This is a genomic window from Barnesiella intestinihominis YIT 11860, assembly GCF_000296465.1.
GTDB lineage: Bacteria > Bacteroidota > Bacteroidia > Bacteroidales > Barnesiellaceae > Barnesiella > Barnesiella intestinihominis.
Genome location: NZ_JH815205.1, coordinates 534,771 through 560,934, shown reverse-complemented (window position 1 = coordinate 560,934; position 26,164 = coordinate 534,771). Strand labels below are relative to the sequence as shown.

Sequence of the window (26,164 nt, the reverse complement as noted above, 5' to 3'; positions counted from 1 at the left end):
AATAAGGATAATCGATCAGTCGAACGATTTATCGGACTATGACTTTGAACGATTTTCCATCGATGCGAACAATATATATGCCGGTTTCAACGCGAATCCGGTCTTTGTAAGAAATAATCTCGTCGAAAATTTTGCTACCGTCTATTTTGAATATTTCGGCTTGCCGGTTATCGACATTTTCAATGACGATCGTGTGGCCGGCGGCATATACTTTTATCGGGTTTCCAGATGTCTCATCGATACCCGATTGAGACCTATCTACCGTAACCGTGTTGGAATATGGCGATTCTCCTTTATCGAATACGGCCGTGACATTGTAGGTATAAATGTTTCCTTTTTCTATTTCCGTGTCGGTATAGCCCTCGGTCGCCGGGAGTTGTTTGTACAGTTCGCCATTGCGATACAGGTTATATCCATTGAGGATAAGCGTTTCATCGGGCATATTGGCTGCAATAAACTCTATATCGTCGATGAGCAAACCGATTTTGCCCGAAGATATACAGTGGATTGCGACATATTTGGCATTGTCCGGCAGTTCGAAGCTGTATTTGTTGTATCCGTTTTCAGGATCTCGCTCCAATCCATCGGGGACGATTGTTTCGCTACCTTCGAGGATTACGAAGTTGTCGATGTCGTTGTTGCCGGTCGAGTACACGATCTCGAACTTGTCATAGCCTTCTCCTCCATACATAAAAGGAATTGAGCGAGCCCAGAAACTGATACTTCTATTGCCATCTTTAAGCTCGGGTAATATCAGGTAATCGTCGTTGGCAGCTCCTCCCATAGTACTCCAACAAGCGAACAATTGTTTGCCCGAGTGAGCGGTGAGGCCATAGAAAGTCAATTGTTGTGACAGAGATTCGGAGTTCGTACTCATGACTTGGAATGCCATTTTCGCTTCGCTGTTCGGGTATTGGGGAGCCCATGCGTTTATCTTGGCCGTCGTTTGACCATCGTTGTCGTACACCGTGTAGTCTCCGATGGTTCCGGTACGATTACTGTCGTCAATTCCGCCGATACTCCACTCTTCGTAACTTTCGATGTCGTCGGTAGCGGGATCGGGGATACAGGATAAAGCGGGTCTGCTCCATGTGAGCGATACCGAGTTGTCGTTATCTTCGGCACTGAGGTTGTCGATGGTGGGATATTTGGGTCGTTCGACTGCGACCGACAGTGCAGCCGAGTTGTTGTCTGTGTCGAGATCGCCATCGAATTCTATTTTTGCAGTGAGGTCGAAGACCGTACTGTTTACCGGTGACGAAAGGACGAAATCGAAAGTCTCGTAGGCATCGGATCGTATGGGTTTACCGTTTTGTTCCGCAATGAGTTTGTCTCCCGAATAGATACATACTTTGTAGTCGGTAGCCTCATTGGTTCCATCGTTATATATCTTGACAGAATAGTCTGCCGGCTTTGCCCCGATAACCGATTCGGGACCTGTAAATCCATTCAGAACAAGATCGTTTGCCAGTTGGTCGAAAATTCGCAGGTTATCGATCATGACGCTTTCGGCGCCCCAATCTTCGGTTGCTCCGAGAATACCTATTTGCAGGAAGTCTGCGTTGCGATAGTTACTAAGGTCGATGGCGTGGCATTTCCATATATTATTGTCTGCGCTGTTGATTTCGAGAAGCGTTGTCCAATTTGTACCTAAATCGACACTTGCCTGAATATGAATCTCGGATAACCCGTCGGGATTATTTACCCATATTTTCAACACCGGATTTTCGAGTGTAGCGACGTTTATTTTGGGAGAAACCAGTCGGTACGAGCCGGGTCCGCTGAACGATATCCAACCGTCATCGCCGTCTTGTGCTCCCAATATTGTGGAGAAACTGGTCTGTGTTACCGACCAATCGCCATATCCTTTTTCGACGATGTCGATTGCCCACGGGTCGTTTTCGGTTTTACCCTCAGGCCAAGACTCTGTGAATGGAGCCGGATAGGGAGTCCCGAAAAGTATGGAGTTGGTAGGTGTGGCTTCGCCCTCGCCTGCGATACTTTTTGCGCTTATTTGATAACTTAGAAGCATTTGTCCCGAATCGGCGTTCAATGATTCGTCGGTATAGGTAAGTCCGGTTATTTCGGTGGCAGTCGAAACAGACATCGGCTGCAATTGCGAAATCTGGTAGGTTAGTTTTTCGGGGTCGATGTAACCGCCGTTGATACCTGTCACAGGTGCTTCCCATGTAAGTACTGCCTTGTCTCCGGCTTGTACTACGTGTGGGTTTATAACAGCGGTGGGAATGTCTATCCCGATGTATGCATTGCATTCTGTTTCGTATCCTTTTCCAGCCTCATTAAAGAATGCGATCGAGTAGGTATTGAATCCGTTAGCAGCCTGAGTATCGGTTATGGATACTTCGCTACCGGGTTGTGGATTGTCGATGCTTCCTACAAGTCTTTCTTTTGTTTTGTTCCAAATTTCGGCTTTGGCGATTGTTGTCAAGTTGCTGCCATCGGCTCGCTTAGAGGGGGCGGTCGCCGATATGGTCGCTCCGAGCGCTCCTTCGGGAGCGGCAACAGCGTTCATTTCGTCTGTCGCTGCTGGGGCAAGCGCGTTGATCGGCTCTGTAATTTCGATGGAATAGATATATAACGACCCCATGTATTTATCGCTGATACCGTGAATACCTATATAATATGTTCCGTCGGATTGAGGCGAGAATACAGCTTGGAAGGTCTCTTCTTTCGAGGTTGTGAAGAAATTAGGTTCTATAATGACGTTTGTCAAAGCGTCGGCTGTTGCTTCTGTCCCGTATTTTACTTCAAACCGTTCTTTGTAAGTGGCGCTACTGGAACGTCCTTTTAAGATGAGGGTATATAGGAAACCCGCTTTCAACTTCATGGCCGGAGAGACGATCCAGTCGTCGGCGGCGAGTGTGCGGCTATAATTGAGTTGTGCACCGTTGACCGTTGCCGTCCATGCTTTGTCGTCCTCGTTGGCATTGATGATAGTATATTGGTCGAAACTATCCATCGACTTGAACGAATGGTTGTAAGGTGGTTCGAGATATGAACCGAGCATTATTCCGTCGGATAGAGCGGGATCACTTTGTCGAGTGCCGTCTGAGACTATGATTTCGTATGTGTATTCACTCAGAATGAGAGGTAGCTCTGTATCCGTGACGGTCGTTTCGGTTGTTCGGGTAGCGATAATCTTGTTGTCGGGTTTGCGTATGACGTTATAAGTCAATAGGCTTATATCTACGTATCCTCCATGTTGACCCTTCGTTACTGCTTCCCATGCGATTGTTACATTGTCGCTTTCTCGGTTGACCGTGATTCCTGTGACCGTTGCCGGAGTATCTGTGCCGACATAGAATGAGGCCTTGTAAGCCGGACCTGTGCCATGTATTGTATGTGTCGTGATTCCCAAAGTGTGATTCCCTTCGGATAGGGTTATCGGCAGTTCGACAAGCGAACCGGCGGTCGATGTGCCTGACGAAAGGGTTTCATCGTCTATTTCAACGGTGTAGTTTATATCGCCGGAGAGTTTGTTACCACTGACAGTCGTAGTGGGGAGTTTGAAAGTTATTGTACCTGAAAGGGCTGCTCCTTCGAATGCGATGTCGATGTCGGTAACGCTTCCCGGCCCTTCGAGGTCTGCGTTAGGACTTAGGGAATATAGTCCCACAAATTCTTCCAAATCGTTAAAGGACCCGAGTAGTGTAGCCTCTCCCGTATCGGTGTTTACTTGATAAATACCGGAGGAATTTTCGTTGCAGGCTGCCCAATAAAGTTGCTTGGTCGTGAAGTCGAAGCATCCGCTTTGTTGGTAAAGAGGTGTGTATCCGGTAGCTCCGATAAGGCTATATGAGCCGTCTTCGGTATTGAATTTGTATAAATCTCCCATTTGGGAAATGCCATATACTTCACCGATGGAATTGGCTGCTATGACTACGAATCCGGCAGGATATCCCTTGTCGTCTTGCAGAGTGATATCCGATAGTTTGTTTACTGCACCGGTTTCAAGGTCGAGAGTTCCGAATACATAACCGTTTTTAGTCGTGTTGTAGAAGGCTCCGTACACTTTTTGGTCTGCCGGATTCCAAGTCATGTCGGTGGAAATAGTCGTTAAAGGTATAGCTTTACGGCTTACCTCTGTCCACGATTCGATGTCGTAACAAATCAATTCGTTGCTTATCGTCGTACCGCTTAATTTTGTATAGGTAATACAGTAGAAATATTTTGCATCGACGAGAGTCGCTCCTCCATTGGCTCCTATCGGTCCGGCTTCGGAACGATACACCAATTCTGCCTTAGGGTTGTCTGTCGTATTGAATTTGTAGATACCCATAGGACTGGAATCGTTTCCCCAACTTTGAGCAAAGATAAGGTTCCCATAAAGGGTCGTTCCGTCGACTGTGTTTTCCAAAACTTTTGTAAGTCCCTTTGGAGAGGAGATTCGGGAGGCCGGAATGACAGTCGTTTTTTCTGATGCGTTCCGTGGAGCGATCAGATGCGCTTTTGTACCAAAGGGCACAAATAATAGCAATAAAAAGCAAAATGTGATTAGATTTTTTTTCATAGTGAAACAGAATTGATAATGAATATTTTTGGTTTGTAATGAAACTCTATTTGCAAAAATATTTATAATATTAAATAATACATCGATATTGTCGTATTACCTGTATTGTATTTATGCTATTTTAACTAATTTGGGGCTGATTTCTCTGAAATTGATTTAAAATATAGATTTTTTAAAAATAGCTTTTGTCTTATATTAAAGTGAATTTCTTGAATTTTGAAAGTGTAACAGCGTATAGAATATTTATTTTGTAGTAAATATTTGATTATTGCTTTTCCCTTGTCGGTCTATTATAATAGTTATAAAATATAAAAATATGAATATTCGCTTCTCCTTTATTTAGGAGAAGTAAAGAGAATCAAGGATGCAAGTATTGTATTATCGGGGAGAGATTCCGTATCGTTCGAAGGCTTGTAAATCTTCTTCTTCGAGTGGCAGACGTCGAACAGGAATAGGTATGTTTTGTTCTCCTACATAATATCTTTTTTCGAGATGAAACGACGGACTTATGAGGGAGAGTTGGTCATCGCGATATTCGGTTTCGATGCCTCCGATACCCAGTAGGGTGTGGAATACGACTCGCGAGTCGAATGGGGTGGTATGCCGATTCCGGGCTTGTCGTATGTCATCGGGGAAAAGAGTAGAGTAATTATCCGAGAACCAAATGACAAAGGGTATGTGAAGCTGGTAATAGGTGGGAATGGGGGAGGCGTGCAGAAATCGATTACGTTCATCGTCGAGCAGATCTTCCCCGTGGTCGGAGAGATACAGCATGGCCGAAGTTTTTCCGGTTCGGTCGAGTTTATCGATAACTTGTGCCAAGAATTTGTCGGTGGCAACGATCGAGTTGTCATAGGCATTTATCATGGCTTGCTTGTTCTTATGATCGATTTCTTTAATGTGGTCGGGGGTGAATATTCGACAATCGGTATTGTATCGTTCACAGTAATTGAAGTGGGAGCCATAGGTGTGAAGGATAATGAGTTGCTTCGTTTTACCTATGTTCAGTAACGAGTCGACTGCGGATAATAGTACATCGTCATGTAGATGCGGTTTATTTTTCGGTGCGGCGAAATAGATCGTACAGTCTGCTTCGTCGGCGAAGAACTCGGTAAATGATCCGTTGCGCAGTTGGTTGGAGAGAAACGACGTGTGGAATCCGGCTTGTTTAAATGCCGAAATAAGACTCTTTTGTCGGTATATCTCATTGTAATTGAGTGCATCGGCGGGGCATAGCATTAACGGAACGCTTTTATGAGTCGCATTGATTTGTGTCAGTACATCGTCGAAATGAATGACATCGGGCATGGCGTCGAGTTTGGGGGTCGTATTTCGTTCGTACCCATATAGCCCCCAGTTTCCGGCGCGGGAGGTTTCTCCGATTACGAAGATATAGATTTCGGGGAGTTCGGTGTCTCTTGTCGATGTGGCCCGGTAGTCGAATTTTCTCGATGTGCGTGGATAGTTCTTTGCTGCTTCCCAACTGTCCACGGCGAATCGGGCATTGTTGAACGCGTTGATGGGGTAAAGGTTGTCGAGCCTTGCCGTATGAGGATATTTTCGGTGAGCAGGTGTGTAAACAAGTATTCCACTACCGATCATGAGCATAGCCAACATGAACACTCTTTTTTGAAAAAGAGGTGTGAGGGTCTCGGTGCGACGTATGGAGTAAACGGCAAGAGCCAATGCCGGAAGATAAAGTAAGAATACGCCTACTACCGCCGGAGCCAATTTATCGAGTAATTCGAAAGCCTCTCCGCTGTTGGTCGTAAACATGTTCAGGAACATGTCTGAGGCGATAATGGAATTACCGAAAAGATAGAGTAGTACCAATTGAAACGCGCCTATGAAATGAAGGGGAAAAAGAGCCCAAAAGGTGATTCCCGGTTTGCGGGAGAGAATTAATAACAAAAGGTATAAAGCTCCCGGAATGAGGATATAGGAGACTTTGAACAGGAGTGGCAATTGTTCTGTAAAACATAGAAAAATATTGGGAACCAACATGATTCCCGAAAAAATCCAAAATATGCGCCTCTGTGTAAATATTTGATTAAAATGCTTCATTGATGTTGAATAAAAATCCCGATTGTCCTTTTTTTCCGAATCCGTAGTCGAGTCGTACATTGACTCGGTTTTTGAACTCCCAGCGATAGCCTATTCCGTAATTGGGGAGTGTATGTCCCCATTTAAAACCTGAGAACGAAGGAAATACGTTTCCTGCTCCTACCCATACGGCTATGCCATTTCGCCTCCAAATGTGTTGACGGAGTTCTATTTGAGTTTCGATTAAATTTTTGTCTCGGTATCTGCCTTCGTAGTATCCTCGCATACGGGCCGACCCTCCCAAAGCTGCAAGCATATTCCAGGGTACATCGCCGTAATTGAATTCTCCATGTAGGTCAAAAGCAAGGATCGCTCCTTCCCATAGGCGGTGATAATAATCGAAAATGAAATCGGTGCGAGTAAACGCTTTTTTATTGCCCAAGAATTTGGGGAAGAATCGTTGGTTAACTTTTATATAAACTCCTTTTGCTGCGTTGGTAATAAAATCGCGACTGTCGTATACAAGTGTGGCTCCTATACTCGTGCTGATTACTTCTCGGGCTTCTCCTTCGAGTAGTTCGATTTTTGTGAAATCCGATCCTTTCACCCAGTTAAATCCCGTAGAAATTCCTCCGTAGAGGTCCTTATGTAAGCGAGCCAGCCAGTCGATACGTAAAATAGTTTCCAGTCTGTCGTAGGAGCTTTTGTTGGCGTTGTTATTTCCGTTTTCGTAACCTATGCCCCAAAAGTCACTCGGGAATGTGTATAAATAAAAGTCGTAATCTATCCTGAATTTATTTTTGGGAAAGATATTATTCCCTTTTACTCCTATCAAAAGAAAGCCTGTGGTCGTGGCATCTCCATAAAGCGAAACGTTGGAGAGTTGTGTGATCGAGTCTCTTCGTAACCGGTATGTCCCCGAGGCAGCCAAGCCTATTCCCAGCTTTGTCGTGGAAGAATAGTGAGGTCCTCCGATGATACCGAAATCGAATTTTTTATCGGGGCGTGGAGCATTGGAGTCATCGAAGTATTTCAGAACCTTTTGGAATATGTTCAGTTTTTTTACGGTGGTATCTTTTTTTGCGATAATCGAGTCGGTAGGAATAGTATCTATACTATCGGTTGGCGTTTCGGCGTACAAAAGACTTTGGGAGCCTAAAATGTATCCGACGCATAATATCGTATATCGAATGAATTGTTTCATATAATTAATTTGTTTCTCTCACGAGTTCAGATGCAAATGTATATTTTCTGTGGCTAATTGCCTAATTGCTTTTTATTCAATATGTTAAGTTTTGTATAAATTTTCTTTCTCGTGTCATTTGTCTATATGGAGGTGTAGCGTAGCGGTGGGAATTGTCCTTTCTTGTAATAACAAATTATTATTCAGAAGGTTCAATAATTTAATATTGACGAGGGAAAGTAAAGATCGATTTTGAGAAATATTCAGGATATAAAATTTTTTCGGTGTATATTTTTTGTATTTTAACGAGAGTCCGATATAAATAAATATATATGGACGATTATTGACCGGTCTCGATGAACGTTCGTTTTTATTCTTCTATGTAGTTGCGGATTACAATTGACAATTAATTACTTCATTGAATGTTTTTGTGTAATTCGTATTCAGCATTGCTTTATATTCATTGCAGAATGTGTCGAATGTCGTTTTGGCCAAGCTGGTTCTTCCTTGTTTATATAATGTGTGGCATTTGAGAATCAATGCATACTCGTCTGTTTTGTCGTGTGCAAACATGCTGTTGGCTATCTGAATTAATAATTCGTTGTTTCCCTTTATATATTCTTGCTTGGATAAATTTATTGCCATATCTAATACGGAATTCGTGTAATCGGACTTGAAAGAATCCAACCAGTCTGTTTGGACATATGGCAATAATTGTCCCGATAGCAGGTTTAAGGGTAAATCATTGATGTTTTCGGCTGTGATAGGTTCTTTGTTTTTTACTTTGTCGATCCAATTACAAACATCGATATAATCGCAATAAGCGTGAGTGAACTTTAACGCCCAATAGGTGCTTTCTTTTACAAGTTCTACACCGTCGAGTTTTTCCAGCAAAAGTTTTAGTTTTCGGATATTTACTCGGCGGTTATTTTGGGCACTTTCGTCTGTTTTATCAAACCAAAGCAACTCTCTCAGAGTGACGTTTGAAATCCCTTTCTTGTTATTTACGCTATATAATATGATAAGAATGAGCAGTTGTTTCAAAATAGGTGTGAATGATTTGGTGATATCTGCACCATTTTTATCCCATACTTGAAATCCATCTAAGAAAAGAATAGATGATTTTTTGTGAATGTCCGGTTGGGGCTTATAGTTTTCGTCTTGGGTAGTTGTCTTGGAGGAACGATCCGTATTTGTAACGACCGGAGGATTGTGAGGAATGTGGCTTTCTTTTCTTCTCCTTTTCTTTTTTCGGTAGCAGAGGTACATACAGCCCATACCTGCAATTATGCAAATTCCTATACCTATGAAGAACCCTGTCTTTGTAACAAGTGCCTTATGTCCTGCAACTGTTTGCAGCGTATCTTCTATTTTTAACGGGGGATAAGCTAATGAGTATATGTTTATATTTGATTTATTGTTGTAGTTATAATTGGTTACGGCATACAGCTTCGACTGTAACGAGTCGTAGTAGAGTGTACAGAAAGAATTTACATCATTGAAGGAGAAAGGGATTGTATCGGCATAGTTCGTACAGTTATTCCCATCTGTCAAATCGAACGATTTTAGCAAGATATAGCTGTTCGAACAATCATTCGGAAAACATAAAGCGTATAGCTTGTTATTCGTTTCGTCTGTAACAATATGATTACCGACGACGAAGTTTTTCGTATCGTTGGGGATAGTCCACAATTTCTTTGTTTTGAATGTGTTGATGTCTATCGCATAAAGATCGTAATAATTTATGACTCCTAATTCTTGTTTCCCTTGCGGGTTGCCACAGCCGCCGAACACCAATATCGTGTCTCTGTTTTTGTAGTCCGATCCGCTTAGATAACGCGGAGGTATTTCTTCGTTGTACGATACCGGAATCCAGTCGTCCTGTGTCCGTCCTTTTTTAAGTATCAAGTTCTTATATTGATAATTACCATATCCGCCAAAAATATACAGACACGAGTCATTGGGCGATATAAACGTATTGTGTTGAGAATATTCCGGATTTTTTATTTCACGGTCATTGTTTGTCCATGTGTTATCCTTGAAATTGAATATAGACATCTGTTTCAAGGGATCGAAATCGTATGACCATAATTCATCGTAATAAGGCTGGTAAATGAGTTGATTGTTTATTTCTGTGTATGGAGCTCCATGAGCAGGATAAATCGTATCTAATGTATTGTCGATAGTCGAATAAACGAGTACAAATGAGCTGTTGGCAAAATAAATATTCCCTTTTGACGGAGCATGGCAGATTTGTGTATATATGGGTAATGCTAATGTTTTTTCTTTTACCCACTTGGTGTGTTTATTTATTTCCCATGTAGGATTGGTGACTGTCGCCGGAATCTGATACAGACTATCCAAACAGGAATGTGACAGATGTTCTTTTAAAGGCCAATATGCAATTGTTTTATTTTTATTGTCTGTGATTTTTATGTTGCGTATAGACATCGGAGGGACATCGGAAGAATGAAACTTTTCATGATCGGAGTATCCGAAGTAGAATTTCACGTTCTTGATATTGATGAATTTATACTGGCTTTGCAATGTTTGATTGTCGAAGATGAGCCGTAAACTATCCGGATAGATTGAGCACCGGATATGCGCCCATTTATTCCATGAGTATTGATTAAGGAGTTCTTCATCGAAAGCCAGATAGACGTTGTTCCCTTCTATCAAATTCAACGCTCTTTTTTCGGGTGTAATATTCGCTATCAAATCGAAACTCTTTTCATCGTCGATTATGATTCGAAAGACATATCCGTAGTTATGTTCTTCGGGTCTGAATTTAATATCGAAATCTAATGTTAGACCTTTTGAGGCGTCGAACTCGGGAGATAGGATAAGCGATGTTCTTTCTTCTTTAATGGAGGTGTGGGCAGCAAAATATAATCCAGATGAAATATTTTGTGCTTCAACCGGTATCAGGGCCAACATTAAGAGCAGAAATATAAGCGTCTTTTGCATGAATACTTATAACTGTTTTTTGCAAAGATAATATGGTTTAGGAGGGTTACAAAGAAAAAAATTATATTTATGGAATCTTTTTATGGAATTGATTGTAAAAATAATATATTATTAATGTACAGGGTGTTTTTACTGTGCACCGAAGTTCGTTTGTTAATGGTTTATTAATATTTCCGTTAACGGCCGACGTTTATTTTTGTTACATTAATTAAAAATGACACATGATGAGAAGTATTATTGTATTGAGTTTGGCGCTGCTGTTGGTGGCGTGTAAGCATGAGAAAGAGTATAGTGGCAATCCTATTGTCGAGGGTTGGTATGCCGATCCAGAAGGGGTTGTCTTCGATGATGAATATTGGATATATCCTACGTTGTCCGATATTCCTTTCGGAGCCGATAGCGCAGATTTTCCCGAATTGAAAAAAGAAACGCGGGCCATTCATCAGGTCTATAATATACAGACTTATATGGATGCTTTTTCATCAAAAGATATGGTTCACTGGACTAAGCATCCCAAAGTGTTGTCTGTTGAGAATATAAAGTGGTTGGAATTTGCCTTATGGGCTCCGTCTATTGTTCGGGTGAATGGCAAATATTATCTGTTTTTCGGAGGGAATGATATCCAGAATGATGAGCAATATGGTGGAATCGGTGTCGCTGTGGCTGATAACCCGGCAGGCCCATTTAAAGACGTTTTGGGGAAACCTTTGATCGATAAGATTGTGAACGGCGCTCAGCCGATCGATCAGTTCGTTTTTAAAGATGACGACGGTAGTTATTATATGTATTATGGAGGCTGGCATCATTGTAATATGGTAAAATTGAGTTCGGATTTATTGAGTCTCGTTCCTTTTGACGATGGTTCTTATTATAAATCTGTCACACCTGAGAATTATGTGGAGGGACCTTTTATGTTGAAACGGAATAACAAATATTATTTTATGTGGTCGGAAGGCAGTTGGGGAGGTTCGGATTATAGTGTGGCTTATGCCATTGCCGATTCTCCGTTCGGCCCTTTCGAGCGTATTGGGAAAATATTGCAACAAGACGAGAGTGTGGGTACAGGTGCGGGACATCATTCGGTCATTCAGATACCGGGGAAAGACGAGTGGTATATTGTTTATCATCGCCACCCATTGGGCGATACGATTCCAAATCATAGAGAGATTTGTATCGACCGTATGTATTTTGACGAAAATGGTTTTATTAAACCGGTGAAGATGACTTTCGACGGTGTCGGTGTCAATAGGCTTACGGATTAGCGAATAGTATCAGAAATGTATCACCGCCTCAAACAAGAAAAACAACTCAATGAAAATTTTCTTGTTTGAGGCGATGTTGTTTTCTACACGTGACTATTTGCGGTAAAATATATGGAAAGATATGAGGCAATAACGTTGACCTCGATAGCTTTATTTGAAAGAATTGTTTTTATGCTGATTGTCGAGTGGTTCCCCCTGTTATTAATCTTGTTATGTCGCTCCCTTTCTTATGAGAATTGTTAATGCCTTATTAATGTTTTTGATTCGGAAATAAGTATTGCATATGGATAATTAATATTCTATTAATGGTTTTATTAATTGCCCCGGCTTACTTTTGTCACAAAAAATAAAAAAAAACGATTCCATGAAAAAAGTTTCTTTACTTGTATTTTTATCTGTTTTACTTATATCGTGCGGAGGTAAAGAGGTGCTTTCTACTTCTTTTTCACCGGTTGACTATGTGAATCCGTTAGTGGGAACTCAATCTAAGTTTACCTTGTCTACGGGCAATACCTATCCGGCTGTCGCATTACCGTGGGGAATGAATTTCTGGACACCGCAAACGGGAGATATGGGAAATGGCTGGGCCTATTGTTATACCGACGATAAGATAAAAGGATTTAAGCAGACACATCAGCCCAGTCCGTGGATCAATGATTATGGGCAGTTTGCATTGATGCCGGTGGCCGGGGGTAAAAAGTTCTTGCAAAATGAGCGAGGAAGCTGGTTTTCTCATAAAGCTGAGACGGCAAAGCCTTATTATTATAGTGTGTATTTGGCTGACCATGATGTGAAAACAGAAATTACTCCGACGGAACGTTCGGCTTATTTTAGGTTTACTTTCCCAGAAAGTGAAGAGTCGTATATCGTAGTAGATGCATTCGATAACGGGTCTTTTGTTCAGATAGATGAGGAAAATGGCACGGTAACCGGCTATACGACTAAAAATAGCGGGGGAGTACCGGATAATTTTAGAAATTACTTCGTGATGAAATTTGATAAGCCTTTTGCCTCGGCAGAAGTATGGAGCGGAGATAAAATTATAAAAGGTAAAAGAGAGGTAGAAGATAATCATGTCGGTGCTGTGTTGGGATTCAAGACTTATAAAGGTGAAAAGATTGGTGTAAAGGTAAGTTCTTCTTTTATCAGTGAAGAGCAGGCATGGTTGAATTTGGAAGAACTGGGCAGTAGAAATTTTAACGAGGTAAAAGAGTCTGCTCGAAATGCTTGGAACGATGTAATGAATAGAGTGAGAGTAGAAGGGGGAACTGATGAACAACTACGTACTTTCTACTCTTGCTTGTATCGTTCTTTATTGTTTCCCCGTAAGTTTTATGAAGTAGATAAATATGGAAATATTGTCCATTATAGTCCTTACAATGGAGAAGTGAGGAGAGGATATATGTATACAGATACCGGATTTTGGGACACGTTCCGCGCTTTATTTCCCTTCTTGAACCTTATGTATCCTTCTGTCAACAAAGAAATTCAAGAAGGATTGGCAAACAGTTATGAAGAAAGTGGATTTTTACCCGAATGGGCCAGCCCGGGACACCGTCACTGCATGGTGGGTAATAATTCGGCATCTGTTGTGGCTGATGCTTATTTGAAAGGATGCCAGACAGAAAAGATCGATTTGTTGTATGAGGCTGTTCTGCACGGAGCGAATCATGTGCACCCCCAAGTTCCTTCGACGGGAAGATTGGGATATGAATATTACAATCAAAAAGGATATGTACCTTATAATGTAGGTATTAACGAGAATGTGGCGCGCACATTGGAATATGCCTATGATGATTGGTGTATTATGAGACTGGCGCAACAATTGAACCGTCCGCAGGAAGAAATCGATCTTTATCGGGAAAGGAGTAAAAACTATCGGTTCGTTTTCGATAAAGAGAACAATCTGATGCGCGGGAAAAACGAAGATGGTACATTTCAGTCTCCTTTCAGTCCGTATAAATGGGGCGATGCTTTTACCGAAGGCAACAGTTGGCATTATACATGGAGCGTGTTTCATGATGTGCAGGGACTCATCGATCTGATGGGAGGGAAGGAGAACTTTGTCTCCATGTTGGATTCTGTTTTTGTGGTTCCTCCTATTTATGACGATAGTTATTACGGGCAGTGCATTCATGAAATAAAGGAAATGCAGATTATGAATATGGGCAATTATGCACATGGCAACCAGCCTATCCAACATATGATTTATCTTTATAATTACGCCGGGCAGCCTTGGAAAGCGCAATATTGGTTAAGGGAAGTGATGGATAAGCTGTATACTCCTTATCCTGACGGCTATTGTGGAGATGAAGATAATGGTCAGACTTCTGCATGGTATATATTTTCTGCGTTGGGCTTTTATCCGGTATGTCCGGGCTCAGGGGAGTATGTGATGGGAGCTCCGCTCTTTAAAAAGGCGATTCTTACGTTGGAAAATGGAAAGCAGATCGTTTTGAATGCTCCCGACAACACGAACGAAAATAGATATATACGTTCTCTGAAAATGAACGGGAAAGAGTATAACCACAATTGGTTGAAACACGAGGAGTTGATGGACGGCGCTGTTCTTGATTTCGATATGAGTCATATGCCTAATACAGAGCGCGGAATAAACGATGAAGATTTCCCGTATTCTTTGACTAACGAGGATAAGTAAGAATCAAATAAATCCCATGTACATTCGAGGTGTTCCGGTTCGGATAAACCGGAGGTGACTATGTTTTGACCTCATGAAAACTACTTTTTACTGCTTGATGAAAAGTAAAATCGGTGGAGGTGATCTTGATGGCGTGGTATAAAAAGTCTGAAAATTTAAGAGGTGAGTCGCATGATGAAGAGAGTTCTTATCTATGGAGTGCTGTTTTGGGTATTGGGTTGCTATAAGGTAGCCGGCCAAGAGGCGATAGGGCTTTATGACCTGCATTATACTTTGGAAACCGACTTGTCGACACCAAAGGGACGCAATGTCGCTTGGGACGATGTACATGTCGTTTCGGCCTTGCAAGGAATCGTCAATCGGGATGCTCCGCAATTATATGTCTTTTTTGTGGATAGGGATCAATTGGATATTGATAAATATTGGTTGAATAAGTATCGTAGGAAAGGGCAGTGGTTGTATCGAAAGGAAACGGTGACGTATAATACCATTGAAGACTTGGTGTCGGCTTACGCCGGATACATAAAGGGGGTGGTACTTTATGATGAGAGAGTTCCGTCCACAAGCAATGTCGCTTCTGCCGTTGCGGGTGCGGAAGACCTTTTGCCGATCCGTTATGATCTTGATTCCGAGAGTTTGTATAGCCGCTTAGTTTTGGGTGGTCCCCGATTGAAAGTAAAGCGTAGATTGATCAATGAAGATGGAAGTGTTATGTTTACGGGATCGGGGGTGATTCCGGGGACGAATCGAGGCAGTACAGGCTCTATAAAAAACGATCCGTACATTTGGTATATAGAGAATTATATGAAAACCGGCAAGTGCAACACGGAATATGCCGCTTATTATTTGGATCAATATTGGAAGCAAAATCCCGGTGCTACGGTACGGAATCATCATACGCTTTCTAATCATGATTTTTTCATTAGCAAGCGAGCTTTCTTTTTCGATTTATCACCGTGGGGAGACGAACCGGCAACAGACGAACCGACTCAAAAGGTAGGGACTGATTTGGCTACCCTTAAAGAAATGCTATTGTTGGCATACCAACAGAATAAAGGTGAAAAGTATTGCTATATAGGAGGGTTCCCCTCATGGGCATTTAAATATACGAAGCATGCCGGCGGTATCCACGACGATGTTCCTACGGAGTGGGAGTTTTTACGTCTTATCAGCGCTTACAACGCTTTTAAAGATGCCGATGCAATTGCAATCGGAGCGTTGGCAAATGCCTCTTTTTGGCAGCATTTCCCTTTGGAGGAACGGTATTCGCAACCGTGGGTTACTCATGAAGAGTTGAAGCAAAGAGGATTGTTGACCGAAGACGGTAAAGTCGACGTGAAAGGAAGGAACTTTCTGATATTTTATGTGGGGGATTATGATGCTTCATCGTGGGTGAGCCAATTTACCTCGCTTACTTGGGACGACCCCAATAGAGGAAAAGTCCCGATGATGTGGGCCATAAGTCCGGTATTACAGGAGCGCGTGCCTCATGTGTTACATAATTTTAGAAAAACGGCTACTAAGAATGATTATTTTGTCGCATCGGACAACGGAGCCGGATATTTGAGTCCCGGAATGTTACAAGAACCCAGACCTATTTCGGGATTACCTTCTGGATTACAATCGTGGGCGGAACACTGCAAGCCCTATTATGAGAAATGGGGATTGAGCATTACCGGCTTTATTGTCGACGGTTATGCTCCCGGTTTGAATTGGGAAGGAATGGAATGTTATCGATCGTTTAGTCCCAATGGAATCGTTCCTCAGAAACTATCTTCGTGGAGTATGCTTTTTGGAAATATGCCTGTGTTGAGGGCCGATTACGATATCAATGATGTCGAGCCCAAAGATGCTGCGGTAGCTATCGTCAATAGAATAAGAGAAAGAGAGGGGTTGCCTTTTCATTGGTTTAGAAATATAATAAAATCTCCTACGTGGTATGTAGAGGTAGTCGAGGAACTGAAAAAAATAGATGATAGTATCTGTTTGTTGGATGCCCCGTCTTTTTTTGAGCTTTTGCGGATTTATTTGAAGGAAACTGCTCCTTTTGCCGGTGGTACGGGGAGTAGGGAAGATCCGTTTCTTATTTCTACTCCGCAACAGTTCGACCATATAAGGGAGTATAGAAGCCAATGCTTTCGATTGATTAACGACCTCGATTTTTCTGATTATGTCAGAGAAGATGGCCAAAGTTGGTGGCCTTTGGGCGAATGGGGAAGTGGAGATAATGCTATGGAGCGTTTTCGTGGCTTTTTTGATGGAGGTGGATATTCGATTAGGAATTTGTCGGTGGAACGAAAAGCTCATGACCTGAGTATTTTTGGTGTGACAGAAGGTGCAGAGATTATCAACTTGAAAGTTGAAAATTGCAGCATCATTGGAGAGGGGCGTTTAGGAGTTCTGACAGGCGCTACCTTTTCTACAAAGATAGAACAGGTCGATATACTCGATAGCCAATGTGAAAATCGATTATCGGATCATGGATCGAATGCCGGAGGTTTGACAGGACCACTTTACCGGTCGGTGGTAAAAAACTGTTCTGTGAAGGGTGGAAATGTTTATGCGAAGGATTGTGCGGGTGGTATATCCAGTTCCATGAGTGAAGATAGCGAAATCATCGATTGTTACTCGACTTGTCGGATAGAAGGAATTACGAATGTCGGAGGAATAACGGGAAAAGTGAATTGAAAAATGATACCTCTCGAATATTAATGTTTTGTTAATGTTTCGGTAGTAAAAAATCTACTTTATGTATGCTTGAATCGTGGATTCTTAATGTATTATTAATGTTTTTGTTAATATTATAATCTTACTTTTGTCTCACACACATAAAATGCTGTAATGAAAAAAGAACCTTTAATTGTATTCATTTCTATTTTATTTTTACTTGTATCGTGTAGAGTAAAAGACGAAAATATCGAATCGGCGATATTTGCTCCGGTAAATTATGTGGACCCGTATATAGGAACCGGCGGACATGGTCATACGTTTTTAGGAGTCGCTGCTCCATTCGGAGCCGTGCAGATCGGTCCTAACAATATAAATAAAGGGTGGGATTGGTGTTCGGGTTATCATTACTCCGATTCGATTGTAATAGGATTTTCACATTTGCATCTCAATGGAACCGGTTGTAGCGACACGGGCGATTTGTTATTTATGCCATATACGGGGAAAATGCGTACGCAGCCGGGAACCCAAGATAATCCCTTATCGGGTTATGCTTCTTATTATTCTAAGAGCGATGAAACGGCTTTACCCGGATATTATGGAGTAGTATTGAAAACTCATCGTACAAAAGTAGAATTGACGGCGTCGGACCGAGTTGCCTTTCACAGATACACTTTCCCGAAGAATGTCGAAAAGTATGTGATGATTAATTTAAAGGATGCCAATGGCGATGATCGTCCTACCGATACATATCTGGAACAAGTAAACGATACTACTGTCAGTGGTTATCGTTGTTCCTCTGGTTGGTCGAAGCAACAGCAAATCTATTTTACGGCTGTTTTCTCCGAACCGATACGTTTAGCTTTGTTTCACGATTCGATACCGGTACAAGGAAATGTTTTACAAGGCATCGACGTGAAGGGAAATGTAATTGTCGCATCTGATGTCGAGAGACTTGATGTGAAAGTGGGAATATCGCCGGTGAGTATGGAAAATGCGGCGGCTAATATTCGGCAAGAAATCGCCGATTGGAATTTTGAACGGGTTGTAGATGAGACGACTGCCAAATGGAATGCCGAATTGTCCAAACTGCAAGTATCGACTACGGATACAGTAGCCAAACGTATTTTTTATACAGCTTTATATCATGCGTTTATACAACCGGCTATGTTCAATGATTGTAACAAGGAATATAGAGGTACCGACAAAAATGTGTATGGAGATCCGGGTTTCACCAATTATACCGTATTCTCATTGTGGGATACGTATCGTGCGGCTCACCCATTATATACGTTGGTGCAGCCGGAGCGTGTTCCCGATTTTATTAATTCGATGTTGGCTATTTATGAGCAACAAGGACGTTTGCCGGTTTGGCATTTGTATGGCTCGGACACGAATGAAATGATAGGTATTCAGTCGGTTCCTGTTATAGCGGATGCTATATTGAAAAATATGAAAGGTTTTAATTACGAACGGGCTTATCAAGCAATGAAGGCTTCAATGATGTCTGATTATAAGGGATTATCGTATGTGACAAAACTTGAATATATTCCGGCAGATAAAGAGAAGGAATCGGTAGCTAAGGGATTGGAATATGCCATTGCAGATTGGGGAGTGGCACAAGTGGCTCGAAAGCTGGGTAAGGTAGATGACTATGAATATTTTTCGAAGAGAGCTTTGGCATATCAAAAATATTGGGACAAGGACACCCGCTTTTTCAGAGGAAAAAATCAAGATGGTTCTTGGCTTACTCCGTTTAATCCTGTTCATTCAACTCATCGGAACGATGCTTATTGCGAAGGAAATGGTTGGCAATATACATGGTTAGTCCCTCATGATGTGGAAGGTCTCATTTCTTTGTTGGGTGGTGATGACGCTTTTGTTTCGAAATTAGATAGTTTGTTTTCGGTTAATGCCGATTTGGGCGATGCGGCATCTCCTGATATTTCCGGTCTGATAGGGCAATATGCACATGGCAATGAACCCGGACATCATACCGTATATCTTTATTCGTATGCTGGGTTGCAGTGGAAAACGGCGGAGAAAGTCGATTATATATTGTCACAAATGTATCATGATTCATCCGACGGGTTACAGGGTAACGAGGATTGCGGGCAGATGTCTTCGTGGTATGTGTTTTCGTCCTTAGGTTTTTATCCGGTCAATCCTTCTAATGGAATCTATGTTTTCGGAAGACCGATTTTTGATAAGGTCGCTTTGAAATTGCCAGAAAATAAGGTGTTTGAAATAAGGACGGTCAATAATTCAAGAGAGAACAAATATATTCAGTCGGTTCAGTTGAACGGTCGACCGTATGATAAGTCTTACATCTCTCATGCCGATATAGTGAATGGGGGAACATTGGTTATTACAATGGGAAATAAACCGAATAAGGATTTTGGGGCGAATATGGATTGTCGTCCGAAATCCGCTATTAAATAAAGTGTTATTAATAATTTAAAGTTTTAATGTCATGGAAAAGAATGATTACAAAAAGATTGTAGCATCTTGTTTTTGCAGCATGATGCTGGTTTCGAGTGTTTGGGCACAGGAAAGTGATTTGTATGCCGGGGGTACTGGGTCAAAGTCAGATCCCTATTTGATTGAGACGGAAGCTCAGTTCGATGCTGTACGCGAGAATCGGGGCTCCTATTTTAAATTGATGGCCGATTTGGATTTTGCTTCTTATGAAAAAGAAGGCGGTTGGTGGCCGTTAGGAGAATGGGGAAGCGGAGATGGTTCGGACCAACGTTTTAGCGGTACGTTTGATGGTAATGGGCATAAGATTTCCAATTTGATGGCTAAGCATGGAGATGATACCGGTGCGCATGATATGAGTGTTTTCGGCGTTGTTGACGGTGGTACGATTAGAAATTTATTGCTTGATAATGTGACTGTCATTGGTGGCGGGCGTTTAGGTATCTTGACGGGATTAACTCGTAATGCTACGATTGAGCAAGTGGGAGTTATCAACAGTTCTTGTTCGAACATTGGAACAGGTTCTAATTCCAGCGGCCTCGTTGGGCCTTGTGCCGGTACTACTGTAATCACAGACTGTTATACGGCCGATTGTAATGTAATGGCTAAGTCTACTGATGGTGAGACCGGGGATGCCGTAGGTGGAATCGTTAGTTCTGGAAATGCCACAGTGATGTATTGTTATTCGACTTCTACTATCGAAGGTAAAACCAATGTCGGTGGTATTGTCGGTGCTAATGATGGTGGCGCGGTTATTTCCTGTTTGTCTTTGAACAAGGATATTATAGGCGAAGTCGAAGTGACACATCGTGTTGTAGGAAAGAGAAACGGTGGAGATGTTTCTGATAATTATGCGCACTCTTCGGTTTTATTGAATGGTCAAGCCGTAACAGAGGGAACGGGAATCGATACCGATAATGGAGAAACGGTAGAGGAACTGACCGAATCGTTTTATGCAGACGATATGGGTTGGGATTTTGATGAAATATGGACAATAGATCCCACTATCTCTCCTTATCCGGTATTTAAATGGCAAACAAGCACAAGTGGAGTTACAAATGTCGAAAAAGCCGCTTATAACGTTTATGTGACTACCGACGGTATCCGAGCAGAAGGTTTGAATGGAAATGAAATGATCTATGTCTATACGACGAATGGTGTGTTGGTGGCTAAACAAATAGCTGAAAATACAATAGAGAATATTTCTTTGACCGGAAAAGGTATCTATGTAGTCAATATCGTTTCAACCGGAGCTTCCCAAGCATTTAAGGTTGTAAAATAAAAAATCAAATAGGAGAGGATTCGCTTAGTCGGTCCTCTCCTTTCCTATCTTTTTTAAATTCTAAAATTGCAATTGCTTGTTAAGGAAATGGTTGAATAACAATAATCTAACAGGACGCATGAAAAAAAACAATTTCTTTTATATGGAAAAGGCGGTTTCAATGCTTTCCCATTATTCTCATTCATTCCTATTTTTATTTTTTGTTGTGGTAGGCTGCGCTACGGTTTTAGCAGAAAATGATCAACAGCAGAAAATTTCAGGGGTAGTGAGGGATCAGTCCGGGGAACCTTTACCCGGGGTTAATGTCGTAGTGGTGGGAACTAATACCGGTACGATGTCGAATATAGACGGTGTTTTCAATTTGAATGTATCCGGTGACAAATTGGACAAAGCGGAATTGAAATTCTCATTGATCGGCTTTGCTTCGAAAAATGTTGCCTTGAAGGGAAAAACCGTAGTGAATGTGACTTTAAGTGAAGATGATCAGATATTAGATGAAGTAGTGGTCGTAGGTTACGGCACACAGAAAAAAGCTACTTTAACAGGAGCAGTCAGTACGATAGGAACAGATGAACTGACCGTTACACCCACTTCGAATGTCCAAAATATGTTGGCCGGTAAATTGCCGGGTGTGCGTATTCAACAACGTACGGGAGAGCCGGGTAGTTATGATGCCAAGATGGATATCCGTGGATTGGGTACTCCTTTGGTCGTTATTGATGGTGTCGTAAGAGAGGTGTCAGATTTCCAGCGGTTGGAAGCTAACGATATCGAGAGCGTGTCTGTATTGAAAGACGCATCTGCCGCTATTTATGGTATGCGTGCATCGAATGGCGTGTTATTGGTGACGACTCGTAAGGGTGAGAGCGGTAAGACCCGAATTGATTATACCGGAAGTTTCGGTTTCCAGAATCCGTCGGGCTTGCCTGATGTTTTGGATGCTGCTCAATATGCCGAGCTTGTTCGTGAAGCTGATAAAAATATGGGTAGAGGTATTAATACCACTTTCACGGAAGAAGATGTAGCTCGTTTCCGCCGGGAGGGAGGAACCGACTGGTATGATTTGGCTATGAAAAATTTGGTCCCTCAAACCCATCACAATGTAACGGCCAGCGGAAGCGGGAAGCGTACACAATATTTCCTTTCTTTTGGTTACTATGGCGAAGACGGTATTTGGAAAACCGGCGATTTAAATTACCATCGTTATAATATCCGTTCCAATTTGAGTTTCGATGTTACAAAAGATTTGAAAGCCGAATTGTTGATCGGTGCGATGTCCGATGAAAAGAATCAACCTTATAAAGATACTTGGGAACAGTTCAAAGCTATTTGGATGCTTAAACCTACGGAAACTCCGTATGCCAATAATAATGAGAGTTTTCCTAATGACGTGATGTATGGTTTGAATCCGCTTATGATTACCGATGCCGATCAATCCGGTTATAAGCGTAGGATAAACCGAACCTTGAATACTACATTTACATTGACTTATAAAGCTCCTTTTTTGAAAGGATTAAGTGCTAAGTTTTTGTATGCTTATGATTATAAGAACTATCAACAGAAAGAATTTCAAAAACAATATACATTATATAAATACGATAGGGAGAAAGATGTTTATAATTCTCAGATATATTCATCGCCTTCTTCTATTTACAGAAAATCATGGGAGGGAGCACAGAATCAATTACAGGCTTCTTTGAACTATGAGCGTCTTTTTGCAGAGAAACATAACTTGAAAGTCTTGTTTTTGTACGAACAAAGTGCAAAGGAAGAGGATAACTTGTGGGCAAAAAGAAACTTCGAGATGGATGCCGTAGACGAGATTTTTGCAGGCTCCGAAGAAGAGCAAATCGGTAATGCCGATGCTGGCCAGATTTATCGTGTAACGAATATGGGTCTAGTCGGACGTGTCAATTACGATTATCAATCCAAATATTTGGCAGAAGTTAGCTTCCGTTATGACGGTTCTTCCAAGTTTGCCAAAGGACATCGTTGGGGATTTTTCCCATCGGCCTCTGTCGGATATAGAATTTCGGAAGAGAGCTTTATCAAAGAATTTGCTCCGCTGTCCTTTATTACGAATTGGAAGTTAAGAGCATCTTATGGAGCTATGGGTGACGATGGTTCCTCGTCCTATCAATATTTGTCGGGATATGATTATCCGGGCGCCAGTTATGTATTCGGCGATGTTGTCTATAAAGGATTGGGTTTCAGAGGTCTACCGAATGAACTGATAACTTGGTATAAGTCGAAGACCTTGAACGTGGGAACCGATCTTGATCTTTGGAATGGTATGCTGTCTGCACAGGTAGATTTCTTTTGGAGATACAGAGATGGTCTGTTAGGAAAGAGAAGTGGTGAAGTTCCCGGTACTATAGGTGCTGAATTGCCGGAAGAAAATTTGAATCAAGATTTGTATAAAGGTTTTGAAATCGTATTGGGACATCGCAATAAGATTAATGATTTCAACTATTCGGTAAGTTTGAATTTTGCATTGACTCGTCGTCAGAACAGACATTTGGAGGAAGGGGATGCAGTGAATTCCTATGATAGATGGAGAAATAAATATTCAAACCGATATTCCGATATGGGGTGGGCTTATGGCTCAAACGGACAATTTACTTCGATGGAGGATATTTGGCGGTCGCCTATTCAAGACGGTCAGGGTGGTGCTACCCAGTTGCCGGGTGACTGGAAATATGAAGACTGGAATGGCGACGGAATCATCGATGACAGTGATGTTTATCCGAACGTGTACGAGCACACCAATGATAACGGAAATCCCAAAATGACATTCGGTGCTACTATCGCTGCCGAGTGGAAAGGGTTTGATGTGAACCTGTTGTTCCAAGGCGGTGGTGGATTCAATGTGATCTATTTCGAGCAATTGCAATACCCGTTGTGTTTCGGTGGAAACGGTTTGGCTCATTTTTATGACAGATATCGTCAGGACGAAAATGGGAACTGGATTCCCGGAAAATGGCCTACGACCCGTGATGCCGGATCTTATAGCGTGAATTATGCAAGATGTAAACAGACGACATACGATGCTTCTTATTTACGGTTGAAAAGCGTGGAAATTGGCTATACAATACCCCAGCATATCACTCGTAAATTCAAAGTGGATCGTTTGAGGATATTTGCAAATGGCTATAATTTATTTACGCTATCTAATTTGGATTTCGTCGATCCCGAGCATCCGGAAGGGAATTATGGATACCTGTATCCGATTATGAGAAACTTTAACTTTGGATTGAATTTATCATTCTAATTTGAAATACGATGAGAATAAATAAGATATTAGTATCGGCATTGGTGATGGCCCTATCGTTTTATTCGTGTGATTACTTAGATGTGCCGCCCATTAATATTATACAAGATGATGCGATTTTTAATTCAGAATCGGGTATAACGTCTTATATGACGACTCTTTACTATGACTTACCCATAGAGGACTTTCGCTATACACAACAAGGATTCAATGTATCGGGTAAAGGGCAAGGTCGTTTACCGAATGTATCGGGTGAGGCTATGTGTAGTTCCAGCGATGATATTTCGACCATCGGTGATGGAACTTGGTGGGGCTGTTGGGATTATGGAAAAATTCGTCGGGTGAATTACTTTTTGAAAAATTTCCCGGCCTATAAATCCAATTTCCAGAATACGGTTCTTGCTGATGCATGGATGGGAGAGGCTCATTTTATCCGGGCTTACTGCTATTTTGCAATGGTGAAAAGATATGGTGGTGTACCTATATTGAGAGAACCGCAAGAGTATGTAGGCGATATTGAATCGCTGAAAGTACCGAGAGATACGGAAAAGGCCTGCTATGATTTTATTGCGGAAGATTTAGACGAGGCTTTCCGTCTGTTGCCCGATAATGAGGAGATTTTGGGAAAAGGACGTGCCACCAAATATGCTGCTTTGGCATTGAAGTCTCGCGCTATGCTGTATGCCGGTAGTATCGCGCGTTATGGAACCGTTGATTTGAATGGTTTGGTCGGTATCGATAAGGCTTTGGCAAACGATTATTTCGAATTAGCTTATAAAGCTGTAAAGGAACTTGAAAAATCGAAGAGATTTTCGTTGTATAGGAAGAACTCGGATAAAGAGAAAAATTTTGCCGAGCTGTTCCTTGCCGAGGACAGCCCAGAGAATATTTTCTGTAAATATTTCCAACGCAATGTAAACGCACATGGCTGGGATGTTTATTTCGTTCCTTACCAATACCGTGGAAACGGTTTTTCTTCCAATATGAACCCTACATTGGAATTTGTTGAAATGTTTGAACACAAAGACGGTACTCCTGCAAATTTCGCAGAAAGAGCGAAGGACACTTATTTCGATGATCCTTCGGAGCTGTTTCAAAATATGGATGCCCGTTTTGGCGGTTCGATCATTTATCCGAATGCTATTTTCAAGGGAGAGCCTTGTTCTATACAAAAGGGATTGATCATAGAAGATGGTAGCAAGAAGGAAAATGCCACGAATTATGAGGAGGCTGTTTATACGGCCAATGACGGACAGGTTTATCATATTGTAGGGAAAAGCGGAAGTGGAAATTATTCGGGTAATATGACTGGTTTCTTTATGCGCAAGTACTTGAACGAGAATATGCCGCAATCAGAAGTCATCGAAAATTATTCGGAACAACATTGGATTGAGTTCAGATATGCAGAAGCTCTCTTGAATGGAGCCGAAGCGGCGGTAGAAATGGGGCAGCATTTGGACGATGCCTTGCTTTGGATAAATGATATCCGCAGTCGTGCAGATATTAAGCAACTTTCTTTGAGCGATTTGACCGTAGATAAGGTTAGACACGAACGCAGAATCGAGCTGGCTTTTGAAAATCACACGTATTGGGATTTGAGACGTTGGAGAATTGCCGATAAAGAAATCGAGACCAAGCAGTATACGGGTTTGTGTCCATATTTCGATATTAACAAACAGAAGTATATATTCGAGGAAGTCGTTGCCAATAAATACTATTATACATTCGATGTAAAAATGTATTATGAGAGAATTCCTGATGGGGAAATTGCCAAGAATGAGAAATTGAAACAAAATCCGTATTATAATTAAAAGCGTAATA

The 26,164-nt window shown here is 41.7% G+C and carries 11 protein-coding genes; 7 read left to right on the top strand and 4 right to left on the bottom strand.

The genetic code is table 11. From position 1 onward, the window contains the following. Positions 1-28: 28 nt before the first annotated feature. The 4 genes from HMPREF9448_RS11245 to HMPREF9448_RS11230 all read right to left on the bottom strand — a co-directional run bounded on the left by HMPREF9448_RS11245 (position 29) and on the right by HMPREF9448_RS11230 (position 10,724). On the bottom strand, positions 29-4,531 hold the full coding sequence (locus HMPREF9448_RS11245; RefSeq protein WP_008862696.1) for a choice-of-anchor J domain-containing protein: 4,503 nt from the start codon (positions 4,529-4,531) through the stop codon (positions 29-31). A 378-nt stretch (positions 4,532-4,909) separates the two neighbouring features. After that, positions 4,910-6,595, bottom strand: coding sequence for a phosphoethanolamine transferase (locus tag HMPREF9448_RS11240; RefSeq protein WP_008862695.1), 1,686 nt, complete (start codon positions 6,593-6,595; stop codon positions 4,910-4,912). Continuing rightward, positions 6,582-7,778, bottom strand: a complete 1,197-nt coding sequence (locus tag HMPREF9448_RS11235; protein ID WP_008862694.1) for a BamA/TamA family outer membrane protein — start codon at positions 7,776-7,778, stop codon at positions 6,582-6,584. Before HMPREF9448_RS11235 ends, HMPREF9448_RS11240 begins: the two co-directional genes overlap by 14 nt. Before the next feature lie 372 nt (positions 7,779-8,150). Continuing rightward, positions 8,151-10,724 carry a hypothetical protein gene (locus tag HMPREF9448_RS11230; protein WP_008862693.1) on the bottom strand — a complete coding sequence of 858 codons (2,574 nt, stop codon included), beginning with the start codon at positions 10,722-10,724 and terminating at the stop codon, positions 8,151-8,153. A 221-nt stretch (positions 10,725-10,945) separates the two neighbouring features. Here HMPREF9448_RS11230 and HMPREF9448_RS11225 point away from each other — a divergent pair, with 221 nt between their 5' ends. From HMPREF9448_RS11225 to HMPREF9448_RS11195, 7 genes are all read left to right on the top strand, one after another. Next, positions 10,946-11,986, top strand: coding sequence for a glycoside hydrolase family 43 protein (locus HMPREF9448_RS11225; RefSeq protein ID WP_008862692.1), 1,041 nt, complete (start codon positions 10,946-10,948; stop codon positions 11,984-11,986). A 364-nt stretch (positions 11,987-12,350) separates the two neighbouring features. Continuing rightward, on the top strand, positions 12,351-14,645 hold the full coding sequence (locus tag HMPREF9448_RS11220; protein WP_008862690.1) for a GH92 family glycosyl hydrolase: 2,295 nt from the start codon (positions 12,351-12,353) through the stop codon (positions 14,643-14,645). 171 nt (positions 14,646-14,816) lie between these two features. Then, positions 14,817-17,333: a GxGYxYP domain-containing protein gene (locus HMPREF9448_RS11215; RefSeq protein WP_008862689.1), complete on the top strand. Its 2,517-nt coding sequence runs from the start codon at positions 14,817-14,819 to the stop codon at positions 17,331-17,333. A 153-nt stretch (positions 17,334-17,486) separates the two neighbouring features. Further along, the gene (locus HMPREF9448_RS11210) at positions 17,487-19,754 is read left to right on the top strand and encodes a GH92 family glycosyl hydrolase (RefSeq protein ID WP_008862688.1); all 2,268 of its coding nucleotides are present in this window, start codon (positions 17,487-17,489) and stop codon (positions 19,752-19,754) included. Between the two features lie 31 nt (positions 19,755-19,785). Beyond that, positions 19,786-21,072 (top strand): T9SS type A sorting domain-containing protein, encoded by a 1,287-nt coding sequence (locus tag HMPREF9448_RS11205; protein ID WP_008862687.1) that lies wholly within the window; start codon positions 19,786-19,788, stop codon positions 21,070-21,072. A gap of 142 nt (positions 21,073-21,214) precedes the next feature. Continuing rightward, positions 21,215-24,343, top strand: coding sequence for a SusC/RagA family TonB-linked outer membrane protein (locus HMPREF9448_RS11200; RefSeq protein WP_229042501.1), 3,129 nt, complete (start codon positions 21,215-21,217; stop codon positions 24,341-24,343). An 11-nt stretch (positions 24,344-24,354) separates the two neighbouring features. Beyond that, positions 24,355-26,154, top strand: coding sequence for a RagB/SusD family nutrient uptake outer membrane protein (locus HMPREF9448_RS11195; protein ID WP_008862685.1), 1,800 nt, complete (start codon positions 24,355-24,357; stop codon positions 26,152-26,154). The last annotated feature ends 10 nt before the right edge of the window (positions 26,155-26,164 follow it).